Raw genomic sequence first — 23482 nt, 5'->3', positions numbered from 1 at the left:
CGATTGTTTTCGAAATGACAGGTAAATAAAGGAGAATGAACATGGAAGTGCTCGATACGTATTTTCGCCGATACGATGAAGCAGGAAAAGGGCAGGAGCAGCTGGATGAATTGCTGGCATTGTTTTCTGACGATGTCATGATTGTCTTAAATGGCGCCCGGAGGCCTGGAATCCAAGCATTCACACAATTTTTGAACACATTTTTCCACGTACATGATGACATTAAGCATATGTGGGATGGATGGATTAAAAGAGAAGATGGAAAGTATGAAACAAACTGGGCTGTGTGCGGAAAGCTATCGGATGGCCGTGTCTATACAGCAGAAGGAATTGATATCGCAGAGCTGGACGACCATGGGAAGATCGTTTATTTAGAAAACGTTCCGAAAAACCCAGAGTTATTCCAGCGCTATTAAAAAGCCGGTTGAGCAGCCGGCTTTTTTATTTGTCTAAAGAATAGGCCTCGATGGCTTCTTGAACAGAAGTTTCTTCATCAAAAATAAGGTGGCGGCTGTACACTTCACTCAAGTGTAGTGATTTTTGCTCTAGTGATCGACAAGCTCAAAAATATCTAGAATGGCTGCTAATTTTATGTTAGTTTGGCCACCTTCTGCATTATCATAGGTTTCCTCTGGGAAGCCTTGTTTGACTATTTCCTTCACTTGCAGTTGGTTCTTAGCTTTTACCAAGACGATTCGTTCTTCAAAGATTTTATCGGGTATACTGCTTGGTGATGAGATGGATTCGAATAATAATTTTGCAGAATAAATCCTTTGCATACGTCATCCCACTTCTTTCGTGTCGATTTAAATAATTTCCAGTATGTGTATAACATGATAACATAGGAATGACATCTTGCAGGGAATTCATAACGATAAATAGATTCATTACGGGGAGGGATAGAGATGAAGAATGTGGTTGATAACATAGGGGAAGTTCATGAAATTCTGTTAATCCTCATTACATGCTGCTCTCTCATCACGTTTAGAAGGGTTGCCAGATTAGAGAAGTATAAAAATAAGTTGAAAAGCCAATTTATACCTTACTGAGATTTGAACAGAAGAACACAAAAAAAGCCGGCTGAGCAGCCGGCTTTTCCTTATGAATCAGTATCCATATGCATGCCTGTATGTGCCTTTACTTGAATTTCCGTAAAGGTGTCTTCATCTGCTTTTTCAGACGAGAATATCGTGCCTAAGTATGCGGCAAGGAATCCGAGTGGAATCGAGATGATCCCAGGGTTCGACAGCGGGATGAGCGGCTCTCCTGTGAAAATGGCTGCTCCTGATGGGTCCCAGACGCTTGGGCTGAGCGAGACGATAATCAGTGCGCTTAGAAGGCCTGTTAAGCTTCCGGCGATAGCACCCGTAGAGTTAAATCGTTTCCAAAAAACAGTGAAGATAATCAAAGGTAAATTCGCACTCGCTGCGACTGCGAAGGCAAGAGACACAAGAAAAGCGACGTTTAACGACTGGGCAAATAATGCAAGAATGATGGAGAGGATCGCCACGCCGATTGAAGCAAAGCGTGCCGCCTTCACCTGCTCCCGCTCACTCGCTTTTCCTTTGCGGATAATCTGACTATAAAAGTCATGGGCAAAAGCTGACGCGGCGGATAAAACAAGACCAGTCACCACTGCCAATATGGTCGCAAAGGCGATAGCGGAAACAAAGGCAAATAATAAATCTCCTCCAAGGGCTTGTGCCAGAAGAGGTGCGGCCATATTTCCTGCTGCATCTGCTGCTGTGATCGCTTCTGTGCCAACAAAGGCAGCAGCGCCAAAGCCGAGGAAAACCGTCATTAAATAAAAAATCCCGATGATCCAAGTAGCAGAAAGAACCGATTTTCGCGCAGAAATCGCATCCTTTACTGTATAAAAACGAATCAAAATGTGCGGCAGACCTGCTGTCCCAAGCACTAAGGCGAGGTTAAGAGACAAGGTTTCTAAAGGCACATCATATTTATTTCCCGGATGAAGAAACGATTCACCAAGCGGGGTTGCAGTTTTCATCTGTTCAAACATCTTTAGCAGACTAAAATCAAACTTTGCAAACACAAGCAGAGAAATAATGAGCGTCCCAAGCATGAGAAGCACAGCCTTTGTGATCTGTACCCAGCTGGTCGCAATCATGCCGCCAAACACGACATAAATGGTCATCAGAACACCCACGATCAGCACTGCGATCCAGTAATCAATGCCAAGAAGCAACTTGATTAACGCACCTGCTCCAACAAGCTGTGCAATCATATAAAAAGTGGAGACTGTAATGGTATTAAAGGCGGCAACCCCTCGAATGGCAGGGCGCTTAAATCGTGCAGCGATCATGTCTGCCATCGTATATTTCCCTAGATTTCGTAGCGGTTCAGCCACAACGTAAAGAACGACAAGATACGCTACTAGAAAACCAATGCTATAGAAAAAGCCGTCAAATCCGTTTAACGCGATCATTCCAGCAATCCCTAAAAAGGATGCAGCAGACATATAGTCGCCAGCAATGGCAAGGCCGTTTTGAAACCCGGTCAAACCTCCGCCTGCTGTGTAAAAATCACTCGCATTGCTTGTTTTTTTTGCAGCAAAATATGTGATGACCAATGTGAGACCTACGATCGCTACGAACAAAATAAAAGCGGTCATGCTCATTCGTCATCACCTCTTGATTCAGTTTTTAAAGCGCTTACATAATTGTCGAACTTAGCTGCTTTTTTTGCATAAAGTCCACATAAAACCCAGGTCATGACAAATTGTGTGAGGGCGAATAACCAAGCCCATGAGATCGCGCCAATTGCCGGCGTGTTCAAAAAGGTGAAGTAGGATGTAGCAACCGGAAGTGAAAAGTAAAAGAGAAAAAAGAAAATCGTCATCGGTACGATAAATCTGCGTTTTTCCTCAAGAAGTTTTCGGAAATCCTCTGAAGCGGCAACCTTCTTATAATGAACTTTTTTGTCTGCCATTGTTTCCTCCTTTGTACGAATTAGGGACAAGGTACTCCAATGCATATGAGACGATCTGGCTGTTTATGACAGTATATCATAAAAAAGGCACCCGAAAAGGGTGCTTTCTATCGATAATTTGCAAGAAATTGTTCTCTCGCTTTTTCATATGCTTCTGCATCAAAATGATCTCCGCATTTATGAATACACCAAGGCTCTTCTTGATTTGCAATTCCAACTTCATAGCCCTTGTGAGTGAATTCAAAGGACTGCGAGACATCATAAAAATGAAAGCCATCAAAGAGGTCCTCACGCCACCTCACATCGTATTGTGTTGCCATGAATAGACCATCAATAGCCGCCGCTTTGATATAATCTTGTACTTCGGGCTGCTGACGGCCTCTTTCAAAGGAAAGCAACTGATAGGTGTCGTGGCGATATTCAATGACTTTACCCCTGCAATCAGCACTCTCCCACCAAATTCCATTGTCAGGCACGTTTTCTGCTCCAATCACGCCCACCATGCCAAGTGATGGATTTTGTAAAAAAAGGGGGATGAGCTCAAGCAGCATATGCTGTTTGACAATCAAGGTATCCTGATGAAGATAAATTTTAAACTGAGCTGGATGAGTGATGGCTTCATTGTAGGCAGAGGTCATACTTGATGCCTGTCTGATTGGTAAGACCTCCACATGGTATCCATGAGGAGCCGGAAGCGAAGCGAGCTGCCGGAAACAAGCCTGAAACATCGATTCATCATTTACACATAAAACAAACAGGATGGTCGGATTACTCATGAAATGGAACCGCCTCGACTACATATTGATAGGTTGTAGCGGCCTCGTGAAAATCAGAACGAATGCCGTGTTTCATGAGTAATTCATGTAGATCATTCAACACGCCTGCATAGGAAGGATGCTGTACGCGAATAGCCTCGAATTCGCGAATGCGAAAACCCGCTGAATGAAAGAGTGCATGTATTTCGTGAAGCGTGAAGAAGCGTAAATGGGTTTGATCCATTAACCCTGCATCTGTATAAGTAAATCTGCCGGCTAGTAATTCTAAAACCGTTGAAATGTGGCCGATATTTGGAATAGATGACAAGATGGCACCCTCTTTTTTAAGGAAGGGTTTCACCTTTTTTAAAACGGCCCAAGGGTCCAATAAATGCTCGAGGACATCTCCGAAAATAATGCAGTCAAATTGTTCATGGTCATAAGGGAGAGCCATCTGTTCAATATTTCCGCAGAGAACATGATCCAGCTCTTGCTCAGCCTCTTTTGCTGCGTCCTCAAATGACTCAATGCCATAGATGGTTCGGCCCTTTTGTTTCAGGACTTTTCCAAGCTTGCCTGTGCCGCATCCGATATCCAATAAAGACGTCCATTCCGCGCGAATACGACTGACGATGACCGGGTTTACCCCATGATAATACTGATCCTTTTTTTGGTGATAATACGAAAGGGAATCTGAACTCACGCTCTACCCACCTTTCTGCTTTCTCATTGTTTTCATGGTTAATATATGGGTGGGCAGCTTGGTTTTATAACGAGAGAAGGACAATTTTCATGAATGCAACTAAAAAGGGATCATATAGAGAACGGGAAGTGGACTGTCCTCCTAATATAGAAAGACAGAACCCCATTGAGTGAAGGGATTGGTATGGAGAGGTGTTCAATTATTGTAGCGTATCGTCATGAAAGGATTTTCAAAAGGTCAATTGACAGGTCAGAACTTTTAGCCAAAGCAGTCTGAAAGACAAAGGATAACGGCGTTGATTTACGGTTTGTTTATCATCTTCTGATCACCGTTGGATGTTAAAAAAGCTTGTATTTCTTCGATGCCTAGTCCAATTTTTTTCGCTTCCTGAATCAAATAAACCCACTCTTCGTCAACTCTTCTTTTCACTTGCGTATCCATAATATCCTCCAGTTCAATAAGACATATTCACTGCAACCAATGACTTGAACAAACCGTCTAGTAACTGTACGTGTGGTTGAAAACAGCACAAAATAAATTTTTGTCGAAAAATGATGACATTTAACCTATTTTGTAAAATCTATCACCTACCACGTTCCTAAAAAAATGACTAAAAAACCCATAAATATTGAAATCTTACTTCTAATAATAAACAATTGTTATGTCAGTTGAAAGATTATAAATTAAAATAATGAAAAAGACCTAAAACATTTGACTCATATAAACCAATTGTGTTGACATTTGCCATCGAGTAGAACAAATTTCATCTTTGCAGGACGTACATATTGTTCGTTTGGGAAGTTCTTCTTAAGATGGTATTCTAAAAGAAACAGAAACCACCAAGAAGGAATGAAGAAAGACATGTATAGCCTTTTTCAAAAGTATCGAGAAGTTGTCATGTATCTTGTGATGGGTGTGTGTACAACCATTGTCAATATCGTCAGCTTCTATTTATTCGTTGAGATGTTTTCCATGGATTACAAAACAGCTACGGTTGTTTCATGGGTATTTGCTGTTCTCTTTGCTTATATCACCAATAAGAAGTATGTCTTCAAGCAAAAGGCTCGTGACACAAAAAGCCTCATGCGTGAACTTTCTTCATTTTTTAGTGTTCGTCTCATGTCTCTAGGTGTAGATCTGGGGCTGATGATTTTATTTGTGAGCCAAATGGCGCTCAATGAAACCGTCGCAAAAATTCTCGTCAACTTTGTGATTGTGGTGGTCAATTATGTCGCCAGTAAATGGTTCGTCTTCAAGAAAACAAAAGAAGATGCGATTTAACACATAAAAAAGATAGGTGATGTGAAATGAGCAGCAGGTCAGACGACTTATATGATGCCATATATCAACAAACAGAAAAGCAGCATGAACAAGTGCTGAGGCTAGTCAAAGAAATGACCGCACATCCAGAAGCGTTTTCGGAACAAGAAAAGGAAAAGATCAACCGAATGGACATTGCGCTTCAAACGGCAACGGACATTTTAGAAAATTTAATGACCCCTGATACGCAAATGACCATTGTTTTAAGACAAGGGAGAATTCATGTTGACCTGTCAAAAGCGTAAAAGAAGCAGCCAATGATAAAGCGGCTGCTTTTTATTATGCATCGCTTGTTTCCCGCATTTGCTTTGGAGACATGCCGATTTTCTTTCGAAAGACTTTATTCAAGTAATTCGCATTTCGGTAGCCGCACTGTATGGCAATTTCTTCAATCGAGTATTTCGTTGTTTTTAGTAATGTTTCCGCCTTCTCTAACCGGATATTGGTTAAGTAGTGAATAGGTGTGAAGCCAGTGGCCTTTTTGAATTCCCTCGTAAAATGACTTTTGGATAAACGTGCCGCAGCTGCCATATCGTCTGGGCCAATTTCCTCGTGAAAATGATGGCTGGCAAACAAGGCCGCTTGAACGATGGGCTCAGGCCATTTCTCCATTTGTCCCTCAAGCTTTGGCAAATATGAATACAATTCCATGACAAATTGATAAGCAAGGCTAGACCCCTCAAATGGATTGGTAATCCGTCTTTCACTGGCTTCATCATAAATTTTCTTCAGCAGGCGGATCGGTTTTGAATTAGGATGAAAACGCATGACCTGCTTTCCTTGGTCTATAAATTGGTCAAAGCAAAGATCGCAGGCGTCCCCATAAAGCGTCAAATAGAGAAATTCCCAATGCTCACTGTCTTCTGGAAAATAATATTGATAGGCACTTGGGCTTTTCACAAGAAAGGCCTGCCCTGGCAAGACTTTGAACCGCTTCTGTCCGATTTCAATCATGCCGTGTCCAGACAGTGTGAGCTGAAAGATGCACTTGCCCTGATCCTTCCGCTCCACGCCATTCCAGCTGTATAACGAAGATGATTGAACCTCCCAGCCAACAGACCATATTTGTGCCGGCAATGTAACATCAGAATGGTGAAAACGAAATGCAAATGCTTCCTTCTTCAAATTGGAAAACCTCCTTCACAGCAAAAAACAACCTTTTTCTATTTTGAATCATGGTACACCTCATATCACATCGTACCATTCACAGCAAAAAAAGGGTATTTTTTAACGATTTTTTTACCATTGAACTTACTCAGTTCAGGCAACTAAAATAAGAGTATCAGAAGAGAAAAGGGGAATGGATATGATCGATATGTTACGCACGGCATTTCACCAGCAATTTGGGGATAGAGAAGAAGAACTTCGCTATTTTTTTGCCCCGGGAAGAGTGAACCTGATTGGTGAACATACAGATTACAATGGAGGTCATGTATTCCCTTGTGCGCTCACTCTCGGTACATATGCAGCATGTGCCAAGCGGTCAGATGGCCGCGTGAGAATGTATTCCTTGAACTTTGATGGCGATGGTGTGAAAGAATTCGACCTTTTTGAAATCGCTTACTTGGAGTCAGACGGCTGGGCGAATTATCCGAAGGGCGTGTTCCATCAGTTTATCGAAGCAGGAATGAAGATAGAAGAAGGCTTTGACATAGTATACGGCGGCAATGTTCCCAATGGTGCAGGCTTGTCTTCCTCTGCCTCCATTGAGCTTGTCACCGCTGTCTTTATCAATGAATGGCATTCATTCGGCGTTTCAAATGCCCGTCTTGCCCTCCTTTCGCAGCGTGCAGAAAATGAATTTATTGGTGTCAATTGCGGCATCATGGATCAGTTTTCAATCGCTCTTGGAAAAGAAGATCACGCCATCTTGCTCAATTGCGATACCCTTGATTTTGAATACAGTCCGTTTCGGCAAGAGGGGCTGGCGCTTGTCATTGCCAATACAAACAAAAAGCGGACACTGGCAGACTCCAAATACAACGAACGCCGGTCAGAGTGTCAATCAGCCTTAAACGATTTGCGAAAAGAAATCGATCTTGTCCACTTATGTGAGCTCACGGCTGATGAATTTGCTGAGCATGCCCACTTGATTCAGGATGAAACATGCCGCAAACGTGCAAGGCACGTGGTGACAGAAAACGAGCGGACGATGAGAGCGATAAATTTTTTGAAAGATGATAAAATTGAAAAGCTAGGCGCCCTCATGAAGGCATCTCATCTCTCTTTAAAGAATGATTATGAAGTGACTGGCTTTGAACTAGATACACTGGCAGAAGCCGCTTGGCTCCATCCTGGGACGCTTGGCTCCCGTATGACGGGCGCGGGTTTTGGCGGCTGCACGATCAGTATTGTGAAAGAAAAGCAGCTGGTATCATTTATAGAAGAAACGGGTGCGATTTATCAAGAGAAGACAGGTATTGAAGCCTCTTTTTACACAGCTGGAATTGGAGGCGGCGCAAGAGAACTCACGAAGGAGGAAGTGTAATGACGATTTTAGTGTGCGGAGGAGCAGGGTACATTGGCAGTCATGCTGTAGCGGCTCTTTTAGCGAAAGGTGAACAAGTAGTAGTAGTGGATAATTTGCAGACAGGCCACAAAGAAGCTGTTTTGGAGGGAGCTGTTTTAGAAGAGGGAGATTTACGAGATCAAGATTTTTTAAGACAGGTTTTCAAAACGCATCAAATAGAAGCGGTTATGCACTTTGCCGCAGATTCACTTGTAGGTGAGAGTGTAACAAACCCGCTAAAGTACTATGACAACAACGTTGGGGGAGCAACAGCTTTACTTCAGGTGATGAATGAATTTGATGTGAAACACATCGTTTTCTCTTCAACCGCAGCTGCGTATGGTGAACCAAAGCGTGTGCCGATCGTTGAAACGGATGAGACGAACCCAACCAATCCTTATGGAGAAACAAAACTTGCGATTGAAAAAATGCTGAAGTGGTCTGAGCAGGCATATGGAATGAAATACGTCGTGCTTCGCTACTTTAATGTAGCTGGCGCTCATACAGATGGACTTGTCGGAGAGGATCATCAGCCTGAGACACACCTCATTCCGATCATTCTGCAAGTGGCTTTAGGAAAACGAGATCAGATCATGATTTACGGTGATGATTATGAGACAGAGGACGGCACGTGTATTAGAGATTACATTCATGTCATGGATTTAGTAGAGGCGCACATCTTAGCAGTTGATCGTCTGCGTGCTGGAAAAGGAAGTGCAACATATAACTTAGGGAATGGCACAGGTTTCTCCGTGAAGCAGGTAGTAGATGCTGTAAGAAACGTCACGGGGCATGCGATTCCAGCACAGGTGGCTGACAGACGCGCGGGAGATCCAGCAAAGCTGATTGCTTCTTCTGAAAAAGCGCTGCAGGAATTAGGGTGGACACCTCAATATGCTGACCTTCACACCATTATTCAAAGTGCGTGGGATTGGTTTCAGAAGCATCCAGACGGTTACCAGAGTAAATAACGCGTAACAGGCAGGCAAGAGAGGGGACAGAGAGAATGGCGGTTGATATTTTTGAAAAACTGGAACAGTTGATTCAATACGGAGTTAATCAAGAGCTGATTACACCACTAGATATCGATTATACGAGAAATCGGCTGCTTGAGGTGCTTGGGCTGGATGAAGCTGAGGCAAGAACAGTCTCAGGGGATGCGGAACTTGAAGACATCTTAATGCCAATACTGGATTGGGCAGTAGAGATTGGCCTTATCCCTGAGGGGACGGATACGTATCGCGATTTACTAGATGCGAAAATCATGGGATGCTTGGTGGCGCCTCCAAGTGTCATCTACGCGAAGTTTGAAGAGAAACGCCAGCATGAAGGGCCAGAGGCGGCTACAAGCTGGTTCTATGAAATGCAGCAGCACGCACACTATATTCATACAGGCAGAATCGCCAAAAATGTGCAGTGGTTTACACCAACAGATGATGGCGAGCTGGAGATCACAATTAATTTATCGAAGCCGGAAAAGGACCCAAAAGCAATCGCTGAAGCCAAAAAACTTAGTCAAAAGCAATATCCTCTTTGTCTGCTTTGTAAAGAAAACGTTGGGTTTGGGGGACGGATCAACCATCCAGCGAGACAGAATCACCGGATTATTCCTGTGACACTCACAGATGAATCTTGGTTTCTACAATTTTCACCTTATGTGTACTACAACGAGCACTGCATTGTGTTCAAAGGCGAACATGAGCCGATGAGTATCACCAAAAAGACCTTTGAACGATTGCTTTCTTTCATATATATATACCCGCATTATTTCATCGGATCGAACGCTGACCTTCCGATTGTCGGGGGCAGTATATTAAGCCATGACCATTTTCAGGGCGGTGCGCATGAATTTCCGATGGCGAAAGCGAAGCTTGAAGATGTTTTTACTCTGAGTGCCTTTCCGAATGTGAGGGCCGGGATTGTGAAATGGCCGATGTCTGTGATCCGCCTTCGAAGCAGCGATAGGCAGACGCTTGCAGACGCCGCTGACTTTATCTTAAACGAGTGGAAAATGTATTCAGATGAAGAAGTGGAGCTGCTAGCTCATACAGGAGAGACGCCGCATAATACCATTACACCAATTGCACGCCGACATGGAGATGACTATGAATTAGATCTAGTGCTGCGTAATAATCGTACAAACAAGCAGCACCCGGACGGAATTTTCCATCCGCACGAAGAAGTCCATCATATTAAAAAAGAGAATATCGGATTAATTGAAGTGATGGGTCTTGCAGTTCTTCCTGGTAGATTAGCAGAGGAATTAAGCCAATTAAAAGAAGCGCTGTTATCCCAAAATCCCCTTGTAGAAATCAAAGCCCGTCCTGCTATCACGAAACATGAAGCATGGGCAAAGCGTCTGCTTGAAGAGAACACCTTTACAGAGGAGAATACAGAAGCCATTTTACAAAAAGAAGTCGGCATGATTTTTTCTCGAATTCTCTCACAGGCGGGTGTGTTTAAAAGAACCGAGCAAGGGAAAACAGCTTTTAAACGTTTCATTCATACACTCATATAGGCAGGTGATTAGATGATTGAACAAGTAAGAACAATAATGGAAGAAAAACAGCTCGACGGTGTCTTGATTCACAAGCGAAATAACTTCTCCTGGCTGACAGGAGGAAGAAGAAATCACATTGTGTTAAATACACCAGAGGGCGTGTGCAAGCTGCTTGTGTTAAAAGACGACATCGTCCTCATTGTGAATCAAATGGAAGAAAAGCGGATCATTGAAGAAGAGATGGCGTATATCGATCACCCATTTCAAGTGGTGACGATGGATTGGTTTGAGGATGATACGGCACACATTCAAACACTCACAAAAGACAAACGAATCGGGTCAGACATTCAAATGGCTGGATTCGAATGGGTTGAGCCGGATTTGTCGCAAGTTCGATCCATTCTTTCTGCATCACAGCTCCGCCAATATGAAACACTTTGTCATGAAACAGCGGTCATTGTAGAGAGTGTCTGTAAAGAAATCGTTCCAGGACAGACGGAGCACGAAATCGCTTCGCTTGCGGCTCAAAAAGCGATCGCGCAGGGAATGACGATTGAAGTGCTGCTTGTAGCAACAGATGACCGGATTCATCAATACCGTCATCCAATTCCAACAGACAAAAAACTTCAAAAGCATGCGCTTGTTGTCCTTTGCGCTGAACGGCATGGACTCGTGGCGAATGTCACAAGGTCTGTTTACTTCGGTCAGCTTCCACAGGAGCTTGAAGTGAACAAAGAGCGGCTGGCACGAATTGACACGGTCATGAATGCCGCTACGCGCCCCGGTAAGACTTTGGGAGATGTGTTGAAAGCAGGTATTGCTCAGTATGAAAAAGAGGGCTTCCCTGAAAGCTGGAAAAAGCTTCATCAAGGAGGGAAAACGGGCTTTGTATCTAGAGAAATAATTGCAGTGCCTTCATCGAAGGAAGAAATTCAGCTGCAGCAAGTGTTTACATGGAACCCTTCATTGCCTGGATTGAAATCAGAGGATACGATGGTCGTAGAGAAAGAGGGGAACCGCTTTTTAACCTATACAGGCAAGTGGACATACATTGACGTTGAACATGAAGGGGACATCTATAGGCGCCCTGATATTTTAGTAAGAGATGAATAATTGCAGAATGCCGGCGCTAAGCCGGTTTTTTGCTGGAAGTCATTAAGTGGGATTCCACATATTCAACATGATTACCAATTCTTACAGCGTATAGTCAGAGGATCGATACTTTCTTTTCTTATCAACTTGCGTTAAAATAAGTAAGGTTTTTGTTAAATGTGGGGATACCTATTTTGAAATTGTTTACCTAGATAAAATTTCATTAAGTTAAATTGAAATTTGACCAAACTTTTTTATTGTGGTAAACCTAAATTTGACAAAGTTCTTGATTGTTTGTCCTTTGCCTTCAACTCTCAACTTTTCAAAATCCTAGAAATTTATTGTGTGTGCAATAATATAAATTTATGTCGAATTTATGACATTTTAAAAGAAATCTGTTGAAAAATAAATGAACTTTTGAAAAAAGGGAAGCTAACTCTAACAGATTTTGATAGCATTACAAAGGGAAGAAAAGTTTTCGAAGGCAGATGGCTTTTCACAATTATTCAGCAATTTATACATTATCTAAGGAAGGATGGTGATCTTCTTGTTCAGAGCCATTAAACCTATGCTTTTATTAGCGATGCTCGTGAGTGTTTTTGTATTAGGAGGTTGCAGCAATATCGCTGTTTTAGATCCTAAAGGACCAGTCGCAGCACAACAAAAAGACTTAATCCTTTTATCGATCGGATTTATGCTCTTTATCGTTGGTGCGGTATTTGTAATGTTTACCATCATTTTGGTTAAATACCGTGAGCGTAAGGACGTTGGAAACGCCTCTTATAACCCAGAACTACACGGGAACACGCTTCTAGAAGTTGTCTGGACAGTGATCCCAATATTAATCGTTGCTGCCCTTTCAGTTCCAACTGTAAAAACAATTTACTCTTTGGAAGAGGCACCTCAAGCAACAAGCCATAAAGATCCTCTTGTCGTTTATGCGACAGCTGTTGACTGGAAATGGATCTTTAGCTATCCAGAGGAAAATATTGAGACAGTGAACTACTTAAACATTCCAAAAGATCAGCCGGTTTTATTCAAAATCACTTCCGCTGATACAATGGCATCACTATGGATTCCTCAGCTAGGCGGGGAGAAGTATGCGATGGCTGGAATGGAGATGGAACAATACCTTCAAGCTGATCAAGTTGGCACATATCAAGGAAGAAACGCCAACTTCACAGGCGAGGGCTTTGCTCAGCAAAAATTCAAAGTCAATGCGATGACGCAGTCTGACTATGATAAATGGGTAAATAAAACAAAGAAAGAAGCACCGAAGTTAACGAAGAAAACGTATGACTACTTGATGCTTCCTGATGCTGCAGATGTGCAGACATTCTCATCAACACATTTATCCTTTGCGAAGCACGGAGAGGATTCTGAATATGCACTCCAAGCACGCAAACGTTTAGGTTACCAAGCAGTTTCTCCGCATTCCAAGACAGATCCTTTCGAGAATGTGAAGAACTATAAAAGAAAATTAGAAACAGAATAAACTGACTAAGGAAAGGAGGAGGCCGTTATGCATTTAAAATGGGATGAGTTTTTTGTAACTGGAGACCCATTAATTCTTGGTGCGCAAATTTCTATCGCTCTTACCTCCATTGCCATCGTGTTTGTTTTAACCTACTTTAAAAAGTGGAAATGGCTCTGGAAAGAATGGCTGACATCAGTTGATCATAAAAAGCTTGGTATCATGTATATCCTTGCTGCTGTGATTATGTTCTTCCGCGGTGGGGTAGACGGACTGATGATGCGCGCGCAGCTGGCGCTTCCTAATAATACGTTTTTAGATTCAAACCACTATAATGAAATCTTTACAACGCATGGTACGATCATGATTCTATTCATGGCGATGCCATTTTTAATTGGTTTAATCAACGTCGTTGTTCCTCTTCAAATTGGTGCACGTGACGTTGCATTCCCTTATTTGAACAACCTTAGCTTCTGGACATTCATGGTCGGAGCAATGCTGTTCAACATTTCCTTCGTTATTGGAGGATCACCAAGTGCAGGCTGGACGAGTTACATGCCGCTCGCCGGAAATGATTTCTCACCAGGACCTGGACAGAACTACTACTTGCTCGGGCTCCAAATTGCAGGTATTGGTACACTTATGACAGGTATTAACTTCATGGTGACCATCTTAAAAATGCGTACAAAAGGTATGACACTTATGCGTATGCCAATGTTTACATGGACAACATTGATTACGTCTGTCATCATCGTTTTTGCATTCCCTGTACTAACAGTTGCTTTAGCACTTATGACATTTGATCGTTTATTCGGTTCTGCATTCTTTACACTCGAAGCAGGCGGTATGCCGATGCTTTGGGCGAACCTATTCTGGATTTGGGGACATCCTGAGGTATATATTGTTATCCTGCCGGCTTTCGGTATTTTCTCAGAAATTTTTGCGACGTTCTCAAGAAAGCAGTTGTTTGGTTACAAAGCGATGGTTGTCTCGATTGTGGCAATCTCTGTTCTTAGTTTCCTTGTGTGGGTTCACCACTTCTTTACAATGGGGAACAGTGCAGCGGTTAACTCATTCTTCTCGATTACAACAATGGCGATTTCTGTACCAACAGGTGTGAAAATCTTTAACTGGCTCTTTACGATGTATCGAGGCCGTATCAGCTTTACATCACCAATGCTTTGGGCACTTGGTTTCATCCCGAACTTCGTAATCGGTGGTGTAACTGGGGTTATGCTTGCGATGGCAGCTGCGGATTACCAGTACCATAACACGTACTTCCTTGTATCCCACTTCCACTATGTATTAATCGCAGGTACTGTATTTGCTTGTTTTGCTGGTCTTGTTTTCTGGTATCCAAAAATGTTTGGTTACAAGTTAAACGAAAGAATCGGCAAATGGTTCTTCTGGGTATTCATGATCGGATTTAACATCTGTTTCTTCCCGCAGTACTTCTTAGGACTGCAAGGAATGCCAAGACGTATTTATACGTATGGACCAGAAGATGGCTGGACTGCACTAAACTTTATTTCAACAATTGGTGCATTTATGATGGGTATCGGATTCATCATCCTTTGCTACAACATTTACTACAGCTGGAGACACGCAAAACGTGAAGTGTCTGGAGACAGCTGGGGAGAAGGGCGTACACTTGACTGGGCGACATCTTCTGCAATTCCGCCGCATTATAACTTTGCAGCACTTCCAGAAGTGACAACACCAGATGCATTCCATCATTGGAAGCAAAACAATGTAGACGTTCATCCTGAAAAAGAATTTAAGAAAATTCACATGCCGCACAATTCAGGCAGACCGTTGATCATGTCTGCATTCTTTGGACTTGGTGCATTCGGTCTTGTATTTGAATGGTACTGGATTGGCGTTATTGGCTTAATCGGTGTATTCGCAACGATGATTTTACGTTCATTCGAATATGACGATGGCTACTATATTCCTGTTGAAGAAGTAATCGAAACAGAGAAAAAGAATAAGGAGGCGCAGAAGTAATGGGACATAATGATAGCAGCTATGCAAATGCACCGCTTGAATATCGCTCTGAAACCGGACGTTTAAACATCCTTGGTTTCTGGATATTCCTTGGCGCGGAAATCGTGTTATTCTCAACACTTTTTGCGACCTACTTTGTTCTACATGGCAGAACAGCTGGTGGCGTTTTACCAGCTGAGCTGTTTGATATGAAACTTGTATTGATCATGACATTCCTGCTATTGGTTAGTTCATTTACATGTGGGATTGCCGTTCATGAAATGCGCCGTGGAAGTACAAAAGGGGTTGTCATCTGGACGATTCTCACACTGCTTCTAGGTGCAGGCTTCGTTGGATTTGAGATTTTTGAGTTCTTCCATTATGTACATGAGGGTGCGAGCATCCATACAAGTGCGTACTGGTCTGCATTCTTTGTACTCTTAGGAACTCACGGACTACACGTATCGATCGGTATCTTCTGGATTACCGGAATCTTGTTCCAAATTAAAAAACGTGGATTAACTCCACAAACAGCAGCGAAGATTTTCATCTCAAGTCTATACTGGCATTTCCTTGATGTTGTATGGATTTTCATCTTCACAGCTGTTTACTTGATCGGATTAGGGGGGCTTTTGTGATATGGCTGGAAAAACACATTCCTCAGCAGAGCACGAACACTTCCCTTGGAAACACGTAGTTGGCTTCATTCTATCCATTGTGCTGACAATTTTAGCATTCTGGATTGCCATTGGAGCTGAAATTGGCAGTTCCGCAAAACTATGGATTATCTTTGGTTTTGCGTTCATTCAAGCATTCTTGCAGCTGTTCATGTTTATGCACATGACAGAGAGCGAGAACGGAACTGTTCAAGTCGGAAATACTTTGTTTGGTCTGTTCTGTGCGATTATCTTCGTTATCGGATCTGTTTGGATCTTTGCGGCTCACTACAGCCACGGAGAGAACAGTAAAGACGGTTATTCACCGTCTGCACCAAAGCAGTCTGAGCATTCAGAGAAATAATAAAAAAACCACTCATCTCTTAAAGGTGAGTGGTTTTTATCATAATGGTGATAACGCTTCCAATAGTTGGGCGATATCTATCTGCTGCTGAATCTTTTGCGAATGAATGGAAGTCCGTAGATGAGGAACGCTGCAATGTGAGCCAAAATCACGTTAATGGCAAAGAATGCGATCATGAAGGTATGTCCTGCTGGAGATAAACTGCTTGTCATGTAAAGACCGAAGAAAATCCACATAATCATAATGGGTGGAATAGATGCTAATGCAATCTTTCTGTTTTCCAGCCATAAAAACAGGGGTGTAGCCGTTGCAATACATAGGTACGCAAAGAACATATCCATCGTATCCAACTCCTTTGTAAGTTGATGTTCAAATCAAATGAGAGGTCAGGATGCAATTGTGTCTGTTTTTAGGAGATATTGTGAACATTTTGTTACAGGTATTATACCACAATTGACTTTGAAGTAAACGTAATAATTGGAAAATGGGCCTTATTCCATACAAAATGGTTTTATTCCTTATTCCTCAGTGCAGCTATCTCATCTGATGTTTACTTGTCATATCGCCACATAGGTCATTGAATTTTCCCCTTAAAATCTGTAAAATAAACTTTTTAAAGGACTTGAGATCGGTTGAATGAAAAGTGTATAGAGGAATTTTTTCCTATTGTTAGGATGAAAAGTATTTCATTTTTTGAAAATTGAATGGAACCTTTCGGATGTATCTTCCGTCATATTTAAGGTGAGTTGATTTTGTGAAAATTTCAATCTAATATAAACAAGGGCTTTTATGTTTTGTAATAAGGGTGGTTAGTTCATGAACAAGCAGAATACATCTCCTTACTATCAAGGAGATTTGATTTTTATATTTTTAGCCTTCTTTGCCATCAGTGTCATTTCTATATATGCTGCTGGTCAGTTTGAACAATACGGTAGTGGTGCATGGTCAAGGCAAATTATTTATTATCTCCTTGGAGCAATTTGCATTGTAGCCATTAATTATTTTGACCTTGAACAGCTTGAAAAGTTGAGTATATACATTTTTCTAGGTGGAATACTTCTTCTAATTATTTTAAAATTGAGCCCAGCTCAGATTGGGGGGAAAGACTTTGCCCCTATAAAAAACGGAGCCAAAAGTTGGTTTATACTTCCAGGTATCGGGACGCTTCAGCCGTCAGAGTTCATGAAAATTGGTCTGATTATGATGCTTGCTTCTGTCATTGGAAAGTCTACACCTAGGGGAAAACGAACATTAGAAGATGATATTATTTTATTATTAAAAATTGCTGGGGTGTCAGCTGTACCAGTTGGACTGATCTTCTTGCAGGATGCAGGGACTGCGGCTGTTTGTATGTTTATTGTTGTGGTGATGGTGTTTTTATCAGGGGTCAATTGGAAACTGATCTCACTCATCGGCTCAGTGGTTGTGCTTTTAGTTGCCTCTATTTTAGCCGTGATCATCTTATTCCCTGATTTTGCGAAAACAATAGGCATTCAGCAGTACCAGATCAACCGTATTACCGCTTGGCTGCCTGATAGTTCTTCGGCAGCCAACCAAGCACAGACGCAGGATGCATCTGGATCTGATAAATATCAAGTAGAGCAGGCGATTATGGCCATTGGTGCAGGTCAGATTTTTGGGAACGGCATTAAAAACTTAAAGGTCTATGTTCCTGAAGCACAAACGGATATGATTTTCTCCATTATAGGTGAAGCCTTTGGCTTTATCGGCTGTGCGTTTGTTGTGATCATGTTCTTCTTCTTGATCTACCGGCTGGTCGTACTGATTGACCGAATACATCCTTATAGCCGATTTGCGTCATTCTTCTGCGTCGGATATACAGCCTTGATTGTGATCCATACGTTCCAGAACATTGGAATGAACATAGGCGTGATGCCTGTAACAGGGATTCCACTCTTATTTATCAGTTTTGGAGGGAGCTCTGTCTTGTCCGTTCTGATTGGATTCGGGATCGCCTATAACGCAAGCGTTCAATTAACGAAATATCAAAGTTATTTATTTAAATAAAACGGGTAAGGGCAGTCTAAGTATAGGCTGTCTTTTTTTATTGCGAGTTTTAATTTTTGAAAAGCCCTATGTCTTTGTTTTATGATAGAAGAAGTCAAGGAGGTCTTCGAGTTGAACAAAACGATAGAAACCATATTAAATCATCGATCCATTCGTTCGTTTACAGACGAGCGTTTGACAGAAGAAGAGGTGCTGACACTGATCAAAAGTGCACAGGCTGCTTCAACATCAAGCTACGTACAGGCGTATAGTATTATTGGTGTAACAGATCAGGAGAAGAAGGCCAAGCTTGCTGAACTGGCTGGGAATCAGCCTTACGTTGAGAAGAATGGGCATTTCTTTGTCTTCTGTGCAGACTTGAAACGCCATGATCATATTGCAAAAAAAGCAGGGAAGAATCATCAGGAGGCGCTTGAGAATACAGAAGCCTTTCTCATTAGCGTCATTGATGCGGCATTGGCTGCACAAAATGTCAGTGTTGCCGCAGAATCAATGGGACTTGGAATCTGCTATATTGGCGGACTGCGTAATCAGCTGAGAGAAGTCTCTGAAGTGCTTGAAACGCCATCTTATGTGCTGCCATTATTCGGTCTGGCTGTTGGCCATCCAGCTAATCAGTCGTCTCAAAAGGAACGGCTGCCAGTTGAACTCATATATCATGAAAATTCATATCAGCAAGATGAAGCGCATGTGGATCGTTATTTAAAAGAATACGACGATCGTATTTCCGCATATTATGAAGCACGAACAAACGGTGAGAGAAAAGATACTTGGTCTGAGCAGATGCTGCGAGGCTTTAGTCAGCCAAAGCGTGCCTTCCTTGGAGAATTTGTGAAAGAGAAGGGCTTTAATCGAAAATAAATAAGACATCCCCCCTTTCGTTTGAGAGAGGGGGATTTCTGTAAGAGGTGCAGCATGATGAAATTAAGTATACTGGATCAATCTCCTTTGATAGGAGGTGCTACGCCTGCTGAGGCTTTGAAGCAGACGGTTGAACTGGCGAAGCAGGCGGAAAATTGGGGTTATCACCGTTTTTGGGTATCAGAGCATCATTTTTCAAATCGGCTTGCAGGATCGAGTCCAGAGGTGCTTCTCGGCCATTTATCAGCCGTTACGTCGCATATACGCATTGGCTCGGGCGGCGTCATGCTTCCCCACTATAGCGCCTATAAAGTAGCAGAGAACTTCAGGGTTCTCGAAGCGCTGGCTCCTGGCAGAATTGATCTTGGGATTGGACGTGCCCCTGGTGGTATGCCCATTTCATCTATTGCTCTTCATCATGGGGAGCGAAAGCGTTTAGGTGATCAATATCCTGAGCAAGTAGAAGAATTGAAGGTGTATTTACACGATCTAGCGGATGAATTTTACCCGCTGCCTCATTTGACTGCTTCTCCGAAGGTAGAGACCGCGCCAGAAGTTTGGATGCTTGGTTCCTCTGGAGGGAGTGCAAGGCTTGCGGCGAAAGCAGGTGCAGGCTACACGTTTGCTCTTTTTATTAATGGTGAAGGCGGAGAAGATTCTGTCGAGCAATATATCAATCGGTTTGAACCTTCAGTATTCGGTGATCAGCCGCGTGTCAGTCTGGCAGTCTTTGTTTTATGTGCTGAAACAGAGGAGCAGGCAGAAAAACTAGCTGTCAGCTTAGATTTATCTTTACTTGCCAATGAACAGGGGCTGAAGCTTGAAGGCTTTCCTTCATATGAAGAGGCACAGGCGTATTCTTACAGTCCATATGAACAAAAACGAGTGGCTGCCAATCGTCAAAGGATGGTCGTTGGAACACCAGCATCTGTGAAAAAGCAGCTGACCACACTCGCCAAGGCTTATCGGACAGATGAATTGATTGCTGTGACCATCACACATCACATGCAAGACCGGCTCACATCGTATCGTTTATTAAAAGAAGCCTTTGATGCATAACGTATGTATATTTATCGTCCACGCAGCCAGTAAAAGGGGAAAAGCCGCATCATAGTGAGGAAGAAGGCGGCTGACACCAGCAGGCTGAGCGGGTAGATACAGGAAGCATAAACAGTCAGCTCGCATGCTTGATGAAAAGGACGAGGCTGCTTCGTATGTAAAAAGGTTAGAAAATAAACCAAGGTGATCGTCAGAAAAAAAGCATTAAAAAAAGAAACGATCGATAGCCATATCAACATGAGTTTCTCTTTCCTCCATATATGATCGAAAAGCCTTGATGAGCTTATCCGCTCATACAAGGCTTTTCTTGTGATTCACATTTATTCAGGGTAAATTTCGAAAGGTTCCTTCGTTTGTACGGTATCTGATTTTCCTTTCAAACTCGCATACGCAAGCATTGTATACTCACCAGCTTCAAGCTTCTGGCCTTGATTGATTGTGCCTTTCCATTTTACGCGGTGCTCTCCTTTATCAACATGTTGATAAACACCAGCTTCACCTAAATACTCTCCATCTGTTGAGTAGACAAGGAATGCAAGGTTCTCAGCACCGCCAGGCAGGTAGCTGCTGATGACATAGCTTCCAGCACGGTTGTCAGGCTCTACGGAAACAGAAGTGACGCGCGGATAATCTGGCTCTTTCACAATCAATAAAGTAGGGATTTCCGTGACCTTTCTGCCATTTTCGCGAATGGTTATGCTGCCTTGGTACGTCCCTTTTTTGGTTTTTCCGTAATTCACCTGTACTGCGGAAGTAAAGGATCCAGTGGAATTCCCTTTGACGGTGATTTTTTTCGTTCCGTTTGTACTAATGCCGCTGCCATTGAATTTGTAATCAATGGTATACGTTTTCGGTGCTTTTGAAAGGTTTTCTACCTTGAATTTCTTCGTTTTGATTTGAACGCCTTTTTCCTTTAAGAAAGTGCCGTAAGAATAGCTCGCATCAGAAACGATAGAAGACGCTTGAAGTGATTCCATGATTCGAACGCTGCCTGTTCCTTGTGTGTTATGAGGGAATGGGCTGCCATTTGCGTCAAACAGTTTTTCTGCTGTATTCATCAGTAATGCTTTGATTTGTCCAGTTGAGTACGATGGTTTTGCTTGTTTGATGATCGCTGCAACTCCTGCCACATGCGGAGAAGCCATACTTGTTCCTTGCTTAGAACCATATCCGTAAGGCTGAGATGGATCATGCGTTGGGATCGTACTCACAATGCTGACGCCGGGTGCTGATAGATCAGGCTTTATCATCCACGTATCCACAACAGGTCCGCGGGACGAGAAGTCAGCGACTTGCTCACTAAGTTCTTTGACAAATTGAATGGAGAAAGCTGTTGTATTGTTTCCAGCCTCAATGGCTTTGATAAGCGCTGTTCCTTCAGCTTTTGACAGCTTAATTGTAGGAAGTGCGAGACCTGGTACATCGACTGGGATTTCTCCATCGGTATTGTTATACATCACAACGCCGATTGCACCAGCTGCTTTTGCATTGTCGACTTTATCCACAAAAGCAATGGCACCACGTTCAATCACGGCCACCTTTCCTTTAACATCGATGTCTTCAAAGGCCTTTTCGTCACCGATTCCAGCTTGGACGAGTGTGACTTGTTTTTGGTCAAGCGCTTTTAAATCACTCTCTTGGTAGTAGCCCATGACTTTTGCAGTGGAATAGTTCGGGAATTTCACATTGTAAAGGCTGTACGGAAGCTGAGTTGCTCCGACAGAAATAGCATCTCTTGATGTGCCAGGTGAACCGACTGTCCAGTTGTTCGGACCGCTGTTTCCATTGGATGTAACAGCGACAACGTCTTCAGACATGGCCCAATCGAGAGCGATGCTCGTTGCATAATCAGGGTTATTGACACTGTTTCCAAGAGAGAGGTTCATGACATCTGCTCCGTCAGTAACCGCCCGGTCGATGCCTGCAAGAACGTTCTCAGTTGTTCCAGATCCACCTGGTCCAAGTACACGGTATGCAAGAAGTGTGGCATCCTTTGCGACACCTTTAATTTGTCCATTTGCAGCGATCGTTCCTGCGACGTGTGTGCCGTGATCTGTGGATTCACCTCTAGGATCTCCTTTAGGTGTCTCTTGCGGAGAATAATCATTATCAACAAAATCATAGCCTTTGTATAAACCGAAGTTTCCTTTTAAATCAGGGTGGGTATAGTCTACTCCAGTATCAATGACTGCGACTTTGACCCCTTTTCCAGAATAGCCGGCATCCCATGCTTTTGGTGCACCGATAAATGGAGCGCTCTTATCCATAAGCGGGGAGACATCTTCGTTTGGAAGCTGGATGCTTTCCTTTTTCACTTCATCGGTTTTATATGTAACATCCGGATAAACAGCTTTTACTCCATCAACTGCGAGCAGCTTCGGGATTTCGTTTGCAGGAAGTTTCATAGAGAAACCAGAGAAGACTTTTTCATATTCTTGACGAACACTCGCTTTATCTACCTCTTTGAGTGCTGCGTTCTTTACTTTTGTTCGAGATTTTTTGAGGGAGGCTTTTGTTTGTGCTTCGCCGTCTTGCTTAGCTTCAACTAAGGATTTTTCCTTTAATTCAACAATGACAGTGGTTTGTTTTTTCGAGTTGACATTGATTTCACCGAAGATTTCTGCTTTTTCTAGTTCCACCTTTTTGTTAGATGGAGCAGCAGCAGCCTGTTGACCGGTAAAGAATGTGGATAAAATAAAAATAGTGGAGAACAATAGAACAGAAGAACGAGATATGACCTTTTTCATTAATTTTCCCCTTTCTAGCTGTGTTTTTAGGGAGATAGCCTTTCTTTTTGTGGATAAATAGGAAAGATTCACTGCCCGTTATTAAGTATTCAATATGTTGAAAACAATTCCTTTACTAAAATGGTCTTATTTTACATAGTTACAAAGAACTATTTTGTTTATAAAGTCGCACTTATTCACAAATGTCTGTTGATAACTCGATTATTAAGATACATATATGGAAAATAAAAAATTTACATACACAAAATCTAGTGAGAGGGTGTTGATATGTGGATAAACCCTGTTGATAAGGTGTGCTTATCTTTGGGATAGCGTGTGCATAAAATTTTCAATGAAACATCTAGGCACATGATGATCTTCTGCACTTTTCAACAAAACTTCTGAAAACTAGTTTGTTTTTTCACCCAGATTGTGACAAACCTCTCTTTTTTCTCGGGATATGATAGGAGCAGTTGTTTTGATAGAGTTGCTAGATT

The 23482-nt window shown here is 42.5% G+C and carries 23 protein-coding genes; 14 read left to right on the top strand and 9 right to left on the bottom strand.

Going from position 1 to position 23482, the window contains the following annotated elements; all coding sequences use genetic code 11:
• Positions 1–41: 41 nt before the first annotated feature.
• The gene (locus tag QR42_RS17450; RefSeq protein ID WP_039182402.1) at positions 42–416 is read left to right on the top strand and encodes a nuclear transport factor 2 family protein; all 375 of its coding nucleotides are present in this window, start codon (positions 42–44) and stop codon (positions 414–416) included.
• A gap of 129 nt (positions 417–545) precedes the next feature.
• Here QR42_RS17450 and QR42_RS17445 read toward each other — a convergent pair whose 3' ends face one another.
• The 6 genes from QR42_RS17445 to QR42_RS17420 form a co-directional block, all read right to left on the bottom strand.
• Positions 546–779 (bottom strand): DUF4288 domain-containing protein, encoded by a 234-nt coding sequence (locus QR42_RS17445; protein ID WP_235354779.1) that lies wholly within the window; start codon positions 777–779, stop codon positions 546–548.
• A 320-nt stretch (positions 780–1099) separates the two neighbouring features.
• On the bottom strand, positions 1100–2641 hold the full coding sequence (locus QR42_RS17440) for a solute symporter family protein (protein WP_024423846.1): 1542 nt from the start codon (positions 2639–2641) through the stop codon (positions 1100–1102).
• Positions 2638–2952 (bottom strand): DUF485 domain-containing protein, encoded by a 315-nt coding sequence (locus QR42_RS17435; RefSeq protein ID WP_024423845.1) that lies wholly within the window; start codon positions 2950–2952, stop codon positions 2638–2640. Before QR42_RS17435 ends, QR42_RS17440 begins: the two co-directional genes overlap by 4 nt.
• A gap of 107 nt (positions 2953–3059) precedes the next feature.
• A complete protein-coding gene (locus QR42_RS17430) occupies positions 3060–3728 on the bottom strand; it encodes a glycosyltransferase family protein (protein ID WP_039182399.1) in 669 nt (222 codons plus the stop codon).
• Entirely contained in the window at positions 3721–4410 is a 690-nt protein-coding gene (locus tag QR42_RS17425) for a class I SAM-dependent methyltransferase (RefSeq protein ID WP_039182396.1), read from the bottom strand. The genes QR42_RS17430 and QR42_RS17425 overlap by 8 nt, the downstream gene beginning before the upstream one ends.
• Before the next feature lie 300 nt (positions 4411–4710).
• Positions 4711–4851: an anti-repressor SinI family protein gene (locus QR42_RS17420; protein WP_008345506.1), complete on the bottom strand. Its 141-nt coding sequence runs from the start codon at positions 4849–4851 to the stop codon at positions 4711–4713.
• A 408-nt stretch (positions 4852–5259) separates the two neighbouring features.
• Here QR42_RS17420 and QR42_RS17415 point away from each other — a divergent pair, with 408 nt between their 5' ends.
• Both QR42_RS17415 and QR42_RS17410 read left to right on the top strand, forming a co-directional pair.
• Positions 5260–5691: a GtrA family protein gene (locus QR42_RS17415; RefSeq protein ID WP_039182392.1), complete on the top strand. Its 432-nt coding sequence runs from the start codon at positions 5260–5262 to the stop codon at positions 5689–5691.
• A 26-nt stretch (positions 5692–5717) separates the two neighbouring features.
• On the top strand, positions 5718–5975 hold the full coding sequence (locus tag QR42_RS17410; RefSeq protein ID WP_039182389.1) for a hypothetical protein: 258 nt from the start codon (positions 5718–5720) through the stop codon (positions 5973–5975).
• Positions 5976–6009: 34 nt separating this feature from the next.
• Here the strand turns inward: QR42_RS17410 and QR42_RS17405 are convergent, their stop codons facing one another.
• Positions 6010–6855: an AraC family transcriptional regulator gene (locus QR42_RS17405; RefSeq protein ID WP_039182386.1), complete on the bottom strand. Its 846-nt coding sequence runs from the start codon at positions 6853–6855 to the stop codon at positions 6010–6012.
• Between the two features lie 181 nt (positions 6856–7036).
• Here QR42_RS17405 and QR42_RS17400 point away from each other — a divergent pair, with 181 nt between their 5' ends.
• The 8 genes from QR42_RS17400 to qoxD all read left to right on the top strand — a co-directional run bounded on the left by QR42_RS17400 (position 7037) and on the right by qoxD (position 16311).
• Positions 7037–8218: a galactokinase gene (locus tag QR42_RS17400; RefSeq protein WP_039183371.1), complete on the top strand. Its 1182-nt coding sequence runs from the start codon at positions 7037–7039 to the stop codon at positions 8216–8218.
• Positions 8218–9210, top strand: coding sequence for a UDP-glucose 4-epimerase GalE (galE, locus tag QR42_RS17395; protein ID WP_039182383.1), 993 nt, complete (start codon positions 8218–8220; stop codon positions 9208–9210). The genes QR42_RS17400 and galE overlap by 1 nt, the downstream gene beginning before the upstream one ends.
• Positions 9211–9245: 35 nt before the next feature.
• Positions 9246–10757: a UDP-glucose--hexose-1-phosphate uridylyltransferase gene (galT, locus tag QR42_RS17390; RefSeq protein ID WP_039182380.1), complete on the top strand. Its 1512-nt coding sequence runs from the start codon at positions 9246–9248 to the stop codon at positions 10755–10757.
• 12 nt (positions 10758–10769) lie between these two features.
• A complete protein-coding gene (locus tag QR42_RS17385; RefSeq protein WP_039182377.1) occupies positions 10770–11852 on the top strand; it encodes a M24 family metallopeptidase in 1083 nt (360 codons plus the stop codon).
• Positions 11853–12369: 517 nt separating this feature from the next.
• On the top strand, positions 12370–13326 hold the full coding sequence (gene qoxA / locus QR42_RS17380; RefSeq protein ID WP_099663814.1) for a cytochrome aa3 quinol oxidase subunit II: 957 nt from the start codon (positions 12370–12372) through the stop codon (positions 13324–13326).
• Positions 13327–13353: 27 nt separating this feature from the next.
• Positions 13354–15312, top strand: a complete 1959-nt coding sequence (qoxB, locus tag QR42_RS17375; protein WP_007497822.1) for a cytochrome aa3 quinol oxidase subunit I — start codon at positions 13354–13356, stop codon at positions 15310–15312.
• Positions 15312–15929 (top strand): cytochrome aa3 quinol oxidase subunit III, encoded by a 618-nt coding sequence (gene qoxC / locus QR42_RS17370; RefSeq protein WP_039182371.1) that lies wholly within the window; start codon positions 15312–15314, stop codon positions 15927–15929. Before qoxB ends, qoxC begins: the two co-directional genes overlap by 1 nt.
• Before the next feature lies 1 nt (position 15930).
• Entirely contained in the window at positions 15931–16311 is a 381-nt protein-coding gene (qoxD, locus tag QR42_RS17365) for a cytochrome aa3 quinol oxidase subunit IV (protein ID WP_007497818.1), read from the top strand.
• 77 nt (positions 16312–16388) lie between these two features.
• Here qoxD and QR42_RS17360 read toward each other — a convergent pair whose 3' ends face one another.
• Positions 16389–16652 carry a spore morphogenesis/germination protein YwcE gene (locus QR42_RS17360; RefSeq protein WP_008345491.1) on the bottom strand — a complete coding sequence of 88 codons (264 nt, stop codon included), beginning with the start codon at positions 16650–16652 and terminating at the stop codon, positions 16389–16391.
• Between the two features lie 475 nt (positions 16653–17127).
• Between QR42_RS17360 and QR42_RS17355 the strand changes: the two genes are divergently transcribed.
• The 3 genes from QR42_RS17355 to QR42_RS17345 all read left to right on the top strand — a co-directional run bounded on the left by QR42_RS17355 (position 17128) and on the right by QR42_RS17345 (position 20259).
• Positions 17128–18339 (top strand): FtsW/RodA/SpoVE family cell cycle protein, encoded by a 1212-nt coding sequence (locus tag QR42_RS17355; RefSeq protein ID WP_039182368.1) that lies wholly within the window; start codon positions 17128–17130, stop codon positions 18337–18339.
• A 111-nt stretch (positions 18340–18450) separates the two neighbouring features.
• The gene (gene nfsA / locus QR42_RS17350; protein WP_039182366.1) at positions 18451–19200 is read left to right on the top strand and encodes an oxygen-insensitive NADPH nitroreductase; all 750 of its coding nucleotides are present in this window, start codon (positions 18451–18453) and stop codon (positions 19198–19200) included.
• A gap of 54 nt (positions 19201–19254) precedes the next feature.
• Positions 19255–20259, top strand: coding sequence for an LLM class flavin-dependent oxidoreductase (locus tag QR42_RS17345; RefSeq protein WP_039182363.1), 1005 nt, complete (start codon positions 19255–19257; stop codon positions 20257–20259).
• A 320-nt stretch (positions 20260–20579) separates the two neighbouring features.
• Here the strand turns inward: QR42_RS17345 and QR42_RS17340 are convergent, their stop codons facing one another.
• A complete protein-coding gene (locus QR42_RS17340; RefSeq protein WP_039182360.1) occupies positions 20580–23006 on the bottom strand; it encodes a S8 family peptidase in 2427 nt (808 codons plus the stop codon).
• Positions 23007–23482: the final 476 nt, after the last annotated feature.

The organism is Bacillus sp. WP8 (assembly GCF_000800825.1).
Classification (GTDB): Bacteria; Bacillota; Bacilli; order Bacillales; family Bacillaceae; genus Bacillus; species Bacillus safensis.
This window is presented reverse-complemented; position numbering and strand designations above follow the sequence as displayed.

Coding starts and splice junctions, on each gene's coding strand:
- QR42_RS17415 (WP_039182392.1), top strand. CDS start 5,260: ATGAAGAAAGACATGTATAGCCTTTTTCAAAAGTATCGAGAAGTTGTC.
- QR42_RS17385 (WP_039182377.1), top strand. CDS start 10,770: ATGATTGAACAAGTAAGAACAATAATGGAAGAAAAACAGCTCGACGGT.
- galE (WP_039182383.1), top strand. CDS start 8,218: ATGACGATTTTAGTGTGCGGAGGAGCAGGGTACATTGGCAGTCATGCT.
- QR42_RS17445 (WP_235354779.1), bottom strand. CDS start 779: ATGCAAAGGATTTATTCTGCAAAATTATTATTCGAATCCATCTCATCA.
- QR42_RS17440 (WP_024423846.1), bottom strand. CDS start 2,641: ATGAGCATGACCGCTTTTATTTTGTTCGTAGCGATCGTAGGTCTCACA.
- QR42_RS17340 (WP_039182360.1), bottom strand. CDS start 23,006: ATGAAAAAGGTCATATCTCGTTCTTCTGTTCTATTGTTCTCCACTATT.
- galT (WP_039182380.1), top strand. CDS start 9,246: ATGGCGGTTGATATTTTTGAAAAACTGGAACAGTTGATTCAATACGGA.
- QR42_RS17345 (WP_039182363.1), top strand. CDS start 19,255: ATGATGAAATTAAGTATACTGGATCAATCTCCTTTGATAGGAGGTGCT.
- QR42_RS17435 (WP_024423845.1), bottom strand. CDS start 2,952: ATGGCAGACAAAAAAGTTCATTATAAGAAGGTTGCCGCTTCAGAGGAT.
- QR42_RS17360 (WP_008345491.1), bottom strand. CDS start 16,652: ATGGATATGTTCTTTGCGTACCTATGTATTGCAACGGCTACACCCCTG.
- QR42_RS17430 (WP_039182399.1), bottom strand. CDS start 3,728: ATGAGTAATCCGACCATCCTGTTTGTTTTATGTGTAAATGATGAATCG.
- qoxC (WP_039182371.1), top strand. CDS start 15,312: ATGGGACATAATGATAGCAGCTATGCAAATGCACCGCTTGAATATCGC.
- QR42_RS17410 (WP_039182389.1), top strand. CDS start 5,718: ATGAGCAGCAGGTCAGACGACTTATATGATGCCATATATCAACAAACA.
- QR42_RS17450 (WP_039182402.1), top strand. CDS start 42: ATGGAAGTGCTCGATACGTATTTTCGCCGATACGATGAAGCAGGAAAA.
- QR42_RS17400 (WP_039183371.1), top strand. CDS start 7,037: ATGATCGATATGTTACGCACGGCATTTCACCAGCAATTTGGGGATAGA.
- QR42_RS17355 (WP_039182368.1), top strand. CDS start 17,128: ATGAACAAGCAGAATACATCTCCTTACTATCAAGGAGATTTGATTTTT.
- QR42_RS17420 (WP_008345506.1), bottom strand. CDS start 4,851: ATGGATACGCAAGTGAAAAGAAGAGTTGACGAAGAGTGGGTTTATTTG.
- qoxB (WP_007497822.1), top strand. CDS start 13,354: ATGCATTTAAAATGGGATGAGTTTTTTGTAACTGGAGACCCATTAATT.
- qoxD (WP_007497818.1), top strand. CDS start 15,931: ATGGCTGGAAAAACACATTCCTCAGCAGAGCACGAACACTTCCCTTGG.